Below are 13,447 nucleotides of genomic sequence, written 5' to 3'. Positions count from 1 at the left end.
ACGTAATCCAAGTTCCCGCCTATAAAGGTGCAACTAACTTATTCGTAATTTCAATATGTATTAATTGTCCGTTAGGCAGTGTTTTGTTAATCTGTTCTAACAGTCTTTCTGTAAATTGTTCCGTTGCTTTAGAATCCTTTAAATTCTCTGGCTTGGTGTCAGCCAGTGTCTTGATGATGATTGGTTTAACTTTAATTTCTTTGATTTTGTCAAAATCCTCTTTGGCCTTTTTGTTTCTAAGCTGAAAAGAAAAACTCATAGCTGCAATATAATCAGGATCCGCCAGATTTGTCTTCACATCAATGATTTCTGCAGTCACTTCGACAATCTCATCGGCAGAAAGTACTGGCGTTGGGGCCGGCGCGGCAATCGCACCCGATTCGTCCTTGCCGAGCATTTTGTCCGATAGTAAAAATACCGCTAATACGATTAATGTAATGGAGAGCATTATCGTAACTAACCAGGGAAGCATCTTTTTCATGAAGGTTCCTCCATCTGCTGCACTTTAATAGTAGCTTGGTATACTCCGACTTCACGATGATACGTTTTGACAGATGCGATTACTTCCTTCGCCTTCTCCAAAACGATCAACCTTTTACCTGTAGTTAAAGTAATGTAGGTGTCAGGAGTCTCTTCAATCATTTCAATCAAAAGCGCATTCAGCCATATTTGCGAACCATTTAACCTCGTTACCGAAATCATTGACAGCCTCCTTAATCATTGGGGAGGGCTGTGCCTCCCCTAGTCATTCTTTAACGTTACCGTTTCAAATTGACGACTTCCTGAAGTATTTCATCTGAGGTTGTAATAATTCGGGAGTTTGATTGGAATCCGCGTTGTGCCACAATCATCTCTGTAAACTCGCCTGTCAGATCTACGTTTGACATCTCAAGTTGTCCTGCAATAATCGCTCCTGTACCTGCCTCTACGTTGTTAGCCGGGAACCCTTCGATTTCGCCGTCTGCATCACCGCCAAGCGCATTTGGAGTAACACGGTACAAGTTTCCACCAATCTTCTCAAGACCTTCCGGATTCACAACTTTGGCAAGACCGATCTGAATCGGATCATCAGCGTCTCCACCTTGTGTCATGATCGATCCGTCCTGTCCAATGGAGAAGCCCGTTACATCCTCACCGATATTAATAATTTCGCCCTCAACATCAAGAACAAACATGCCGTCGGAAGTGACCAGATTGCGGTTGCCGTCAACATGAAAATCACCGGCTCTGGTCAGGAAAGGAACTTCTTGTTCTTCAGACATCTTAACCATAAAAAATCCATCACCGTCGATTCGAAGATCTGTCGGTTTGTTTGTCGTTTGCGCACTGCCTGGTGTGTGAACCGTGTCAATAGAGCCCACTGTAGTGCCCAAACCAATTTGCTTGGCATTCACTCCGCCTTGTGTATCCGAAGGAGCTGTCGCACCGGAAACCGTCTGACTTAAAATGTCTTTAAACATGACACGACCGGCCTTAAAACCTACCGTATTAACGTTTGCGATGTTGTTACCGATTACGTCCAGCTTAGTCTGGAATCCTCTCATACCGGAAACGCCCGAATACATGGATCTTAACATTGATTTTCCTCCTTATGATTGAGCCGCGTCAGTCGATCGGCGGCCACTTGGCTTCCTTTACGGGCCAGCCAATTGTTATGAAATAATGACGGCGCTATCGATTTGAGTAAACACATTATCTTTCATCGCCTGATCATCCATTGCGGTTACGACAGTCCGGTTAGGTACATTTACGATTAAAGCCATATCCTTCATTAATATCAGTGATTCTTTACTTCCTTTGGCTGCCGCTTTCTCAATAGCCGAGTGAATTTGAGTGAGCTGATCACCCTTAATCTCAATTCCTCGCTGTTCCAGTCGTTTGGCTGCATGGTTACTAAATTTAAGAAGATTTTCTTTCAAAAGCTCCTTAAACTTACCCGGTTGCGCATTGGAAGGCGTTATCGAACTGTTACGATCCCGCTGAAGGGCCGTAGGATGTATATTTCCAGGATAAAGCTGTCCAATGGTCATTCGATCACTCATGGTGTTGCCCCCTCGCTCTCTTCACCGCTTTGCTGAGAAGGCTCTGAAGATTCAGCCGGAGCATCCGGTTCCGTTGAAGGAGCTTCTGGTTCTGTTGAAGGAACTTCTGGCTCTATTTCAGGAGTTTCTTCGGTTTCCGGATTTTCGGTCTCCGGACTTTCAGGTTCCGGTACATTATTTTCGATTTGCGTAATGTATTCCAATGCCACTTCGTCCTTGCCAATTCTGACAAATTGTATTCCGTCACGAATAAGAACGGAATCGACAACTCCACTTTTCACCACGGTCTGCCCACTATTGCCTTCCGCATATTCAACCCAGCTTACTTTCTTGCCGATCAAGCTCGACACCGCTCCGAGTGATTGTCTCATGTCCGTTAATTGGGAAGAAATGTTCATCAACTGCTCCAGTGATGTGAACTGTGCCATCTGTGCTATGAATTCCTTATCTTCCATTGGTTGCATTGGATCCTGATACCTTAGCTGCGTAATAAGAATACTTAAAAACTGATCTTTCCCCAGCGTCTGTCCATCGTCCGTGCCGGCCTTGCTCACATTTCCTTTGGAATAGTTGGGCCAGACATTGCGATTAACATAATCTACAGCCATTTCTATTTCACCTCCCTGCACCTAAATTTTTGCAGTAAATGTGCCGCCGTGGCCCTGCTCCTCGTCTGCCTCCCGCTCAGCCAACCATTCATTCCATTCTTCGGTTATGGCTGCTGCTGCGATGGTGTCATCGGATGGTACATCCTTTTCTCTGGAGCGTCGGTTTGAATCCTGTTGACCAGATCCCGGTTGTCGCCCGTCCTGATAGAGCTGGGATGATGATGACTGGCTGCTTTGTGTTACTTCCAGCTTCTCAACCTGAAGACCTTGCCCTTGAAGTGCGGAGCGTAATTGTGACATTTGCTGGTCCAACAGTTCCCTAGCATCGGAATTTCGAGTCATAAACTGGGCGATTAATTGCCCGTTTTGCATGGTGATTTTAATATCTACCTGACCCAGATGTTCAGGATTCAATGATATTCTGGCCTCGGTAAAGCCTTGAAGTTTGACAAACTCCAGCCTGTTCACGACCAGGTTGGTCATTTCCTTAGCAAACTGTTCTACAGGTACCGGCTGTGCCATCGGTTTAACAGGTGCTGTAGTGCCTGATCGAAGTGCCAATTGCCCCGCTGTGATCATATTACTATCAGGTTCCGTGATAGAAGCACTCTTACCCTCAGCTGATTCCTCTGCTAAAGTTCCTTCTTTCACTTGACTTGTCACTTTTACAGTGGTCTCCGATACTTTCGATGTTTCTGATGCCTGTTTTAAATTGGCCGGGAGTTCCTTCTTATCCACAGCTGCTTCCGTTTCGCCATCCACCTGGGTTATCACTGGGGATGTAGCCCGGGTCTGACCTTCAGAAGCTTCCTTAGCTGCTCCTTTTCCATTCTCATTCAGTAAAGCCTGAAAGGATTGTACCAGCTGTACAAGCTGAGGCTTGGACTGTTCACTCGAAGGCATACTTTTAAGCATATCACTTAGCTGCGTAAGTGCATCCTGTACTGCAAAACGTACCGTTTCCGGATTCGAAGCAAGTGGTGATAGTGTCTGAACTTCACCTTCAGTAAGCTGTTGCTGATCTGCCGATGGCCCCTGACCCTGTACCCCATTAAGCATTGCTAACGCCTGCATCAACCAGACTTGAATTTCTTTTAGCAGCGAAGGATCTTTTTTTAACGCCTCTTCCAGCTTCTCAAGATCTTTCAGAAGAAACATAAGAATTAATCCTAGGTCAAGAGAATTTTCCTGTTTAAGACTTGCTGCTGGGCCAACCAATTCCTTAGAAGCTGTATTTTCACCCTCGGATGGAGCAGGCAAATCTTTCAGCATTTGAACAGATGCGTTTAACATGAAAGCCGCCATATCCTTGACTGGAACAGTAGGCGTTCCTGCATTCGACATTTGATGAACCAAAGTCTGTCCAAACGTATTTCCTTCCGTCATGGTTCCTGTTGTCGTTTTTCCGCTGTCCGCCGTCTTTCCTCCAGATGCTGCTGCGGCATTCTTCGATGTAGCCATATTTTGAAAAATTAGTGTCATTGTTTTCTCACCTCCTTTCATATAGAAGAAACATAACAGAAGTGATTATTTGGATCCCATCAGCCGATTCAGAATTTTTGCTGCTTGTTCCGGGCTTTTGGTGGACATCGCATTCAAAATTTGTGCTCGTGTTCCATCATCAACCGTATTCAGAATCGTGATCGCTTTAGATTGACTAATTTTGTAAGTTTGCAACAGAAGATCGGCTGCTTTATCAGGTGCCATTTGGGAAAATGTTTTGCTCAACTGGGCTTTATCCAGGTTGTCCGTCGTTTTTAACGTATCTTTTTCTTTTTCTTTGTCTTTCTTATCCCGGGATTTCTGGGCAGCGATAGCCAGATCTTCCGTCGACTTCGCTTCTTTGAGTATCATCGTCGCGTCAGCTGCTATTTTAGGATCCATTTTTTCCAGTATGGCAACTCGTTTCGAACTTTTCATTTCGCTAAGCATCAGCACCATTTCTTCTGTTGTCAGATTTTGCATGATCGGTGCCGCTTTGCTTGGACTCATGTTGGCATACATCTTAGCCAAATCGCGTATTTGCTCAATGTAAGGATCTTCTGCTGGTTCTTCGACAGATGCTGCTGATTGATTTTGCATATCTTCGATCTGTGTCTCGAGCTGATTCGCTTTGGTCTCCTCGGCTGTCTTCTGCTCTGACATTTCTTTTAAAGACTGCTCTTTCTCTTCCAGTTGTTTCTTTAATTTCTGGATCGTTGCCTCATCACTTTCTTCTTGATCCTTGATATCCTTCAGCTTTTGTTCTTCAGGTGTTAGTTTCGGATCCGGTATCCAATCCTTAACAATCGGTATTTTGTTGGCAACATCCAATACTCCGTTCCGGACATTAACATTGAACAGGGTCAACAGAACCCCGACCATTACAATCGTAAAAATAATCGGTATTAAAAAAAGCAGTATCCGTTCAAATCCTCCGTTTGATTCCTCATTATCTATCGGTATATCCTTGCGTGCCACTCTCTACTCCTCCTTTGCGGGCTTACCCAGCGGTAGTTCAAACTTAGCGGGCGTTGATGGCAAAACGAACCGTCGCCATTTCATCCAGCTCGTTTTGTTCCCGTAGGAGACTTTCTTGCCGGAACTTTTCTTTCGATTTATCTCTAGCTTTCAGCCATACTTTTTCATCCAACATTTTTTCAGTCAAATGGTCTTGCTTCTTGTTTACGTTGACATGTGCTAACTGGATATCATCCTGCTTCTTCACGATGCATGACTCCAAATATTCCACATATATTCCAATATTCCGAATTTCGGCTACCGGCGCACAACGGCAGGCAGCTTCCTGCTGAGCTTCAAACATTTGCTCCCGCATTTCAAAAAGATCACTCAGACTTTTTTCTTCCGCTTGGAGCTTGCCGATCGCGGACGATAGCATCCATTCCGCTTGTGTCTTCTCATTGCTTTTTAAATCCACAATTTTCTGGAATGCGTAGTGAAATTTCATCTTTCAGTCGTCATCTCCTTGAAAATTCGGATATCAAGCGTTCCTGCACTTCGCTCAATGTCACTTTTTCGTTCACTTTCTGCTTCGTAAACTCCCAGATGCTCTGGATGTAATCTATCGATTCATCGATATCTGGATTTGAACCCTGCTGGTACGCACCAATGTTGATCAAATCCTCCGAATCTTTGTACACGGCCATTAATCTTTTTATGTTCTCTGCCGCTTCGATCTGGTCCTCAGGTGCGATGTCCTTCATCACCCGGCTAATACTTGCCAGGACATCGATTGCAGGAAAATGTCCCTTGTTGGCAATGCTTCGATTAAGTACGATATGTCCATCCAATATCCCTCGCACCGCATCCGCGATAGGCTCGTTCATATCATCCCCATCTACCAATACGGTGTAAAAAGCAGTAATAGATCCTGTTGGACCTGTCCCCGCTCTTTCGAGCAGCTTCGGCAGATTAGCAAATACAGACGGTGTATACCCGCGCATCGCAGGCGGTTCTCCTACAGCCAGCCCGACTTCACGCTGCGCCATGGCGTACCGTGTTACTGAATCCATCATCAGCATCACGTTCAAACCACGATCCCGGAAATACTCGGCAATCGTCGTCGCAATCAATGCTCCCTTAATCCGTATGAGTGCCGGTTGGTCGGAGGTTGCGACGATTACTACGGAACGCTGAAGTCCTTCCGGTCCCAGATCCCGTTCTATAAAATCGAGAACCTCTCTGCCCCGCTCACCGATCAAGGCAATCACGTTTACATCAGCGGAAGTGTTTCTTGCGATCATGCCCATGAGTGTACTTTTACCTACACCTGAGCCAGCGAAGATTCCTACACGCTGGCCTTTACCTATCGTCAGAAGTCCGTCTATCGCCCGGACACCGATACTTATTGGTTCCAGCACCCGCGGTCTGTTTAGTGGGTTTTGCGGTATGTTGTTTGTTGCGCTGTAAGGCATTCTGGCCGGTATGAGTGAACCGTCCAGCGGCTGGCCTAAACCATCCAGCACTTTTCCAAGTAGCTCCGAGCCTACCTGAACGCTAAGGGGCTTGCCTGTTCCAACGACATCACATCCCGGTCCGATAGAGTGCAGTTCACCAAGAGGCATGAGCAGCACTTTATTGTCCCGAAACCCTACAACTTCTGCTTGAAGCGGCTTGGACTGTTTACTTGGATATATATAACAAACCTCTCCGACGCTGGCGTCCGGCCCTTCCGATTCAACCATGAGGCCGATAACTTGTGTGACCTTACCGTTGATCCGAACGGGATCAATATGTTTTAAGTGATCTTTGTAACGGCCGCTGTCAAGCTTCTTCATCTTGATTTCTCCGTTCCTCATCATCGAGTGATATCCGCATTAGCTCTTTCTTGATTTCTGCGAGCTGAGTATCGATCCGCGCGTCTACGCTGCCGAATGAGGAACGAATTACACATCCCCTGTCATTAACCGTTGCATCCGGCAGTATTTGCAGTTCCGCCTGTGAATCCACAGCCATTGCCAATTCCTCTCGGGCAGCATGCACAAATGCGAAATGTGACGGAGAAACGCACAGTGATATAATCCCCTTCTCCCGTTTCCGAGTCAGGTTCTTCCTGATAAGCTCCAGCATATAATCGGCTTCCACAGTTAGCTGCCGGTCGAGTACTTTCTCAGCAATTGCACAGCTTAGATCTACCAGAAACGGCTCTGCTTCCTGAATCAGCTCTTCCTTCGCCTCATAGGCTTGCTGAAGAAGTGTTCTTGCTTCTTCAGTCGTCTGTTCCATTATTTCTTTCATTTCCAATTCGGATTTTGCCGTACCCTCATCGTATCCTTGTCTGAAGCCCTCAGCCTTCAGCGCTTCTGCAAGATCCTCATCCTGGCTTCTCCGCTCTTCCCACCAAGCTGCGATTTGAGCCTGAGCATCAGCAATCAGCTTCTCGGCTTCCTCTGAAGCCTCCCGGATTTGCCGTTCCGCAAATTCCTGTGCATCCTTGAGCATTTCTCCCCTAATCTTTTCCGCTTCTATTATGGTCTGATGAACACCTGGTTCAGCGGGCTGCATTATTTCAGCGGCATCCTCTTCCTCGACAGCTGGTGCATAGTGGCGGGCCAAATCCAACTCTTTCAAGACATCCATCGGCATGTATTGGGACGATTTGATCAAGTTAGACAATAATGTCATCTCCTCCGCCGCGAGCGATAATCACTTCGCCAGCCTCCTCAAGTCTCCGGATCGTGCTTACGATACGCGTTTGAGCTTCCTCCACGTCACGCAGCCGTACCGGTCCCATGTATTCCATCTCTTCTCTGAATGTCTCGGCCATTCTTTTGGACATATTGCGGAAAATAACGTCCCGAACTTCCTCACTTGCCACTTTAAGCGCAAGCTGCAAATCTGCGTTATCAATATCACGGATAATCCGCTGAATGGAGCGGTTGTCCACGTTAACGATGTCTTCAAAGACAAACATCCGTTTCTTAATTTCTTCAGCAAGCTCCGGATCCTGGATTTCCAGGGCATCCAAGATCGTACGTTCCGTACCGCGGTCAACCCCGTTAAGGATTTGAACGATGGATTCGATGCCTCCGGCGCTGGTGTAATCTTGTGTAACCGTGGCTGAAAGTTTCTGCTCCAGCACTCTTTCCACCTGTGAGATGACCTCAGGCGAGGTACTATCCATCACAGCCACACGGCGTGCAACTTCAGCCTGCTTTTCTTGTGGAAGCGAAGAGAGAATGGCTGCCGCTTGCTCGAATTGCAGGTAAGAAAGCACAAGCGCAATCGTTTGAGCATTTTCATTTTGGATAAAGTTTAATATCTGGCTTGGATCCGCCTTCCTCGCAAAATCGAACGGCCGTACTTGCAGGGTAGCCGTCAATCGGTTAATAACCTCCATAGCCTTTTGCTGGCCTAGGGCTTTCTCCAATATTTCTTTCGCGTAATTAATACCACCCTGGGTTATATACTCCTGGGCCAGACAGATCTGATGGAATTCAGACATAATAAGTTCTTTTTCGCCGCTATCCACCTTACGAACATTGGCTATTTCCAGCGTCAGTTGTTCTATCTCTTCTTCTCTTAAATGCTTGAATATTTGAGCAGACACTTCAGGTCCCAGCGTTATTAATAAAATTGCCGCTTTCTGGCGTCCGCTTAACATTTGGTTATTTCCTCTGGCCAATTGGTTCCACCCCTATTCCTCAGCTAGCCAAGTCCGAAGTAAATTAACGAATTCGTCTGGTTTCTTTTTCGCAAGTGTCTCAAGCTGCTTGCGAACTTGACTCTCATTCGTCACGCTCTCCAAATTAATGGACGGAAATTCTGTTGTTGGCGGAAGCGGGATATCCTCTTCCAGCAGATCCTGCTGCTGTTTCCGTCTACGTATAAAGAAGAATGCGCCCCCTGCCAGCAAGGCAAGTGCAGCGATTCCGATTCCCCACATGAGTGGCTGAGAAAGGAGTGTTTTCGTATTTTCTTCAGTTTTGACATTAACTACCTGTGAAACGACCGAAACTTTTTTGGCCAATTCATCGTCTGTATATGTAACACCAGAATCAGCAACCGAAGCTCGAACAATGTTGACCAAAATGTTCTCAATCGCACCTCTGGTAGCCTCGTCCAAATTACTTTGTCCAGCAGGTGGTTCAACAGAGACATTAATGGTTAAATCTTTGACAGTATATGGACTTGCTACTATGTCACGGGTAATTCGATTCACATCATAGTTAATAGTACTGGAGCTTTCCTCCGATTTCGTCTCGCCGTTGGCTGAATCACTTGGATATCCAGGTACCTCTTCTTCACCCGTACCTGCAACACCGCCTGTAGGACTGCCTGTGCCCGAATAATTCTTTTGAATTTCCTGGACACTGATTTCTATGCCCTTCATTTCTTCTTCGTCGACAGGTTTCACAATGTTTTCCTTGCTCTGAATCTGATCAAAGTTTAGTTTGGAAACGACAAGTACGTTCACCTTGTTCGGGCCCATGTATTGGGATAGAAATTGTTGAACGTTTTGACGTACATCTTTATCAAACTTTTTCTGAAGCGCAAAGTTCTCTTCGACTTTACCGATCAGACCGCCTTGTCCACCTTTTGCCGTTGCCAGGAGTTCAACCTCATCATTGGTGATCGTGATGTTCTCAATTGGCAAGTTCGGCACAGAAGTTTTGACAAGGTTATAATAACTGTCAATAGCCTCCTGATTAGGAAGGTAACCCGGTTTAAACTGAAGGACTACAGAAGCCGATGCTTTCTCCCTGTCTGCTGTTGTTGCAAACACACTCTCTTTTGGGAGGTTTAGCAGCACGGTTGCGTCTTTAATACCGTTCATTTTTTCGAGCATACGCTCTACTTCACCATTCAAAGCATTTACATATTTAACTTCGAACTCATTGTCGGTCATACCTATAGCCGAAGCATTTTGTTCAAATGTCTCAAGTCCGATTGTCCCATTCTGGATAATCCCTTGAGATCCGACATCAATCTGTACTCGTGTAGAATCCGTACTCGGTACCGAAATACTTGTTCCATCTGGACTCAGTCTATACGATATGCCTTGTGACTCCAGGTGATTAATAATTCCGGCGGCATCGCTTGAATTCAAATCCCTGAATGCAACTTCATATTCCTTTTTGGAAAACTGCATCGTCAGCACAATAATCGCAATGACTATAAATGAAACTGTGGAAATAAGCATAATTTTCTGTTTTTTACTGAATTGATTCCAATACTGGGAGAGCTTCTCCCGATACTGGGCTATTCGTTCATTCACATTGTCACCCCATCCGAAACTTTGCTAGAAACATTAGATTTGCGTGCGCATGATCTCTTGATAGGCTTCTACCACTTTGTTTCGGACCTGTGTTGTGAGCTGCACGCTCAGCAAAGCCTGTTGGGCTGATATCATCGCTTGATCCACGTTGACTTGACCTAGCATTAACTTATCTGTCATTACATGCGATTTCTCTTCCAGAGCAGCTACCGATTGAAGCGCATCTTCAAGATAGGAGCCGAACTGGCCAATGGATTTTGAAGGAGTTGCTTCAACTTCAACCTTAGGAGTGCTTTGTACCTGCAAGGGCTGTATAGAACCGGTACTGAACATTGTATTCTGGATCATGAATATTCCCTCCTCATCCCTCTATATGTATATTTTTTCACTACCTACCAATTTCTAATGCCTTCATCACCATCGCTTTCGAAGCGTTCAATGCAGTCACATTCGCTTCATAAGATCTGCTGGCGGAAATCATATCAATCATTTCTTTCGTAATATCCACATTCGGCATGTATACATAACCATCTGCATTCGCATCAGGATGATTCGGATTGTAAACTGGTTTCAAAGGTGATTGATCTTCCTTGATCGCTCCAACCTTCACACCCTGCCCGACTTCACGCCCGCCACCCATCTGTGATTGCAGCATACTTTCAAAGGAGTTTTTCAGCGGCTCCATGACAACTACTTTTCGGCGGTATGGAGCAAACTCTCCGTTTTGGATGCTGGCTCGTGTCGTTTCCGCATGCGCAATGTTAGAAGAAATGACGTCCATTCTAAGCCGTTGTGCCGTTAAAGCCGAGGCGCTGACACTAAAACTGTTACTGAAATTCATAGAACACTATCTCCCCTCTATGACAGTCCGCATGATTCGAATTTGCTCATTTACCGATTGAATATATGAGTTATATCGAAGCTGGTTTTCCGCAAGAAGAGACATCTCCCGCTCAACGTCGACATTATTCCCATTGTTATTCATGGCGCTTGAATCATCCGTTTTAACTGATATTTCTGGGATTTGGCTCGACGGTCCGATAATAAAGTGTTTTGGATCTGTTCTCTTTCCGGATAATGTCGATTTCACCCCATTCATTTCCTTCTGCAAAAGACTCTCAAATGCTACATCCGACCTCTTAAAATAGGGGGTGTCCACATTTGCGATATTGTTGGCAAGTACTTGGTTTCTAAGATTTGCCGCATCCAGTCCGCTTTGCAGCCTTTGAAAGCTGCTGTTGCTTAATAGGTTCACCAGCCATACCCCTTCTCTTTAGACATTGCAGACACTTATTCAACATGACCAGTCTAATTCCTCTTTTTTTCGACATCTACAAATAATACATATGCCCTAACCTAGGTCTTAAGTAGAAAACGACAACATGATGTCACATAAACTAAGTTTCGTGTAGATTGGGACTTTTTTCAATAAGAAAAAAGCCCTATCTTTTACCAAAAAGAAGGGCTTTTTGTTCATTTTTATTCTCTTTTTTCCTAAAATCTGCAAAAACAGTTGGATATTTTTTCTAACGACCCTCGGATCGCCTTAACTAACTAGGTCTATGTCTCGAGGTTGAATATGCTCTATCGGTCCCGATTACTTTCCGACTTATGAAATCATTTCGACAATTTCTAGTCACTGTCTTCGACATTATAAGATATATTGACTCAAATCACGGTCTTGCGCGATATCAGAGAGCTTTTCTTTGACATACTGCGGCGTGATGACCATGCGTTCCAGTGTTAATTCAGGAGCCTCAAACGATAAGTCCTCCAAAAGCTTCTCCAAAATGGTATGCAATCTGCGCGCTCCGATATTTTCCGTGTTCTGGTTAACAGAAGCTGCGATTTGGGCAATTTCACGAATGGCCTCAGGAGAAAACTCCACTTCAATGTCTTCTGTCCGAAGTAGATTTACATATTGTTTGGTCAAAGCGTTCTCAGGTTCTGTCAAAATAGACACAAAATCGTCAAGTGATAGGCTGCTCAGCTCAACCCTAATTGGGAATCGGCCCTGCAGCTCGGGAATGAGATCTGACGGCTTGGCAACGTGAAATGCCCCTGCGGCAATAAATAAGACGTAGTCGGTCTTCACAGGCCCGTACTTCGTCATGATTGTCGATCCTTCAACGATAGGCAAAATATCACGCTGCACGCCCTCACGAGAGACGTCAGGACCTGATGCGCGCCCTTGGCTTGCCACTTTATCTATTTCGTCAATGAAAATAATCCCAGACTGTTCGGCTCGTCGTACCGATTCCTGGATCACATCATCCATATCGATTAATTTGGCAGCCTCTTCATGGATCAGCACTTTACGAGCTTCCTTGATCGCAAGCTTACGCTTCTTTGTCCGCTTTGGCATGAGATTTCCGAACATCTCCTGCATATTCATTCCCATTTGATCATTGCCTTGACCGGCAAACATATCAAACATGTTAGGTGCAGTATCTTCCACATCAATCTCAATCATATCTTCCTCAAGATTTCCCGACAGTAACTTAAATCTCACCTGTCTGCGCTTCTCCTTGATCGTACTGTCATTCTCGGCTGGTTCTTCCTGGACATCTTCAGAGCTATTGTTACCGCCGAACAGCATTTCAAACGGATTACGCTGACTCTTCGTCTTGTTATTAGAAGGTACTAGAATCTGAACAATACGTTCATTGGCCATTTCTTCGGCCTTATCCTTAACCTTCTCCGTCCGCTCTAGCTTAATCATACGAATAGCCGTCTCCACTAGATCGCGAACCATAGATTCAACGTCGCGCCCAACATAACCCACTTCCGTAAATTTGGTAGCTTCGACCTTTACAAACGGTGCATTTACAAGCTTTGCGAGCCGTCTTGCAATTTCTGTCTTACCTACACCTGTAGGGCCGATCATCAAAATATTTTTCGGAACGATTTCATCACGTTCCACCTCAGACAGACGGCTCCTGCGATAACGGTTACGAAGCGCAACGGCTACCGATTTCTTTGCCTGCTTCTGTCCCACGATATATTTATCGAGTTCAGCTACAATTTGTCTTGGCGTCATTGTTTCGTTATTCATCGTCATTCCTCCACCCTGAATGGCT

16 protein-coding genes are annotated in these 13,447 nt (G+C 45.4%); all 16 read right to left on the bottom strand.

Annotated elements, in window-relative coordinates; genetic code table 11:
• Window positions 1–19: 19 nt before the first annotated feature.
• The 16 genes from B9N86_RS09825 to hslU all read right to left on the bottom strand — a co-directional run bounded on the left by B9N86_RS09825 (window position 20) and on the right by hslU (window position 13,422).
• Window positions 20–481, bottom strand: a complete 462-nt coding sequence (locus B9N86_RS09825; RefSeq protein ID WP_208918859.1) for a flagellar basal body-associated FliL family protein — start codon at window positions 479–481, stop codon at window positions 20–22.
• Complete coding sequence (locus B9N86_RS09820; protein ID WP_208918858.1) at window positions 478–702, bottom strand: flagellar FlbD family protein; 225 nt, start codon at window positions 700–702, stop codon at window positions 478–480. The genes B9N86_RS09825 and B9N86_RS09820 overlap by 4 nt, the downstream gene beginning before the upstream one ends.
• A gap of 56 nt (window positions 703–758) precedes the next feature.
• Window positions 759–1,577 (bottom strand): flagellar basal body rod protein FlgG, encoded by an 819-nt coding sequence (gene flgG, locus B9N86_RS09815; protein WP_208918857.1) that lies wholly within the window; start codon window positions 1,575–1,577, stop codon window positions 759–761.
• Window positions 1,578–1,652: 75 nt separating this feature from the next.
• Window positions 1,653–2,042 (bottom strand): TIGR02530 family flagellar biosynthesis protein, encoded by a 390-nt coding sequence (locus tag B9N86_RS09810; protein ID WP_208918856.1) that lies wholly within the window; start codon window positions 2,040–2,042, stop codon window positions 1,653–1,655.
• Entirely contained in the window at window positions 2,039–2,650 is a 612-nt protein-coding gene (locus B9N86_RS09805; RefSeq protein ID WP_208918855.1) for a flagellar hook capping FlgD N-terminal domain-containing protein, read from the bottom strand. The genes B9N86_RS09810 and B9N86_RS09805 overlap by 4 nt, the downstream gene beginning before the upstream one ends.
• A gap of 21 nt (window positions 2,651–2,671) precedes the next feature.
• Entirely contained in the window at window positions 2,672–4,132 is a 1,461-nt protein-coding gene (locus tag B9N86_RS09800; protein ID WP_208918854.1) for a flagellar hook-length control protein FliK, read from the bottom strand.
• A 45-nt stretch (window positions 4,133–4,177) separates the two neighbouring features.
• A complete protein-coding gene (locus B9N86_RS09795; RefSeq protein WP_208918853.1) occupies window positions 4,178–5,110 on the bottom strand; it encodes a MotE family protein in 933 nt (310 codons plus the stop codon).
• 43 nt (window positions 5,111–5,153) lie between these two features.
• Window positions 5,154–5,597: a flagellar export protein FliJ gene (gene fliJ / locus B9N86_RS09790; protein ID WP_208918852.1), complete on the bottom strand. Its 444-nt coding sequence runs from the start codon at window positions 5,595–5,597 to the stop codon at window positions 5,154–5,156.
• Between the two features lie 10 nt (window positions 5,598–5,607).
• Window positions 5,608–6,927, bottom strand: coding sequence for a flagellar protein export ATPase FliI (gene fliI / locus B9N86_RS09785; protein ID WP_208918851.1), 1,320 nt, complete (start codon window positions 6,925–6,927; stop codon window positions 5,608–5,610).
• The gene (locus tag B9N86_RS09780) at window positions 6,914–7,765 is read right to left on the bottom strand and encodes a FliH/SctL family protein (protein WP_208918850.1); all 852 of its coding nucleotides are present in this window, start codon (window positions 7,763–7,765) and stop codon (window positions 6,914–6,916) included. Before B9N86_RS09780 ends, fliI begins: the two co-directional genes overlap by 14 nt.
• Complete coding sequence (gene fliG, locus B9N86_RS09775) at window positions 7,758–8,774, bottom strand: flagellar motor switch protein FliG (RefSeq protein ID WP_208918849.1); 1,017 nt, start codon at window positions 8,772–8,774, stop codon at window positions 7,758–7,760. The genes B9N86_RS09780 and fliG overlap by 8 nt, the downstream gene beginning before the upstream one ends.
• A gap of 12 nt (window positions 8,775–8,786) precedes the next feature.
• Window positions 8,787–10,367: a flagellar basal-body MS-ring/collar protein FliF gene (gene fliF / locus B9N86_RS09770; RefSeq protein ID WP_208918848.1), complete on the bottom strand. Its 1,581-nt coding sequence runs from the start codon at window positions 10,365–10,367 to the stop codon at window positions 8,787–8,789.
• 33 nt (window positions 10,368–10,400) lie between these two features.
• On the bottom strand, window positions 10,401–10,715 hold the full coding sequence (fliE, locus tag B9N86_RS09765) for a flagellar hook-basal body complex protein FliE (RefSeq protein WP_208918847.1): 315 nt from the start codon (window positions 10,713–10,715) through the stop codon (window positions 10,401–10,403).
• 40 nt (window positions 10,716–10,755) lie between these two features.
• Window positions 10,756–11,208: a flagellar basal body rod protein FlgC gene (gene flgC / locus B9N86_RS09760; RefSeq protein ID WP_208918846.1), complete on the bottom strand. Its 453-nt coding sequence runs from the start codon at window positions 11,206–11,208 to the stop codon at window positions 10,756–10,758.
• Window positions 11,209–11,214: 6 nt separating this feature from the next.
• On the bottom strand, window positions 11,215–11,622 hold the full coding sequence (gene flgB, locus B9N86_RS09755; protein WP_208918845.1) for a flagellar basal body rod protein FlgB: 408 nt from the start codon (window positions 11,620–11,622) through the stop codon (window positions 11,215–11,217).
• Window positions 11,623–12,018: 396 nt separating this feature from the next.
• The gene (hslU, locus tag B9N86_RS09750; RefSeq protein WP_208918844.1) at window positions 12,019–13,422 is read right to left on the bottom strand and encodes an ATP-dependent protease ATPase subunit HslU; all 1,404 of its coding nucleotides are present in this window, start codon (window positions 13,420–13,422) and stop codon (window positions 12,019–12,021) included.
• Between the last annotated feature and the right edge of the window lie 25 nt (window positions 13,423–13,447).

The sequence above is a fragment of the Paenibacillus uliginis N3/975 genome, from assembly GCF_900177425.1.
Taxonomy (GTDB): Bacteria; Bacillota; Bacilli; order Paenibacillales; family Paenibacillaceae; genus Paenibacillus_AQ; species Paenibacillus_AQ uliginis.
Note: the sequence above shows the minus strand (reverse complement) of the source record. Positions and strands in the feature narration are given on the sequence as shown.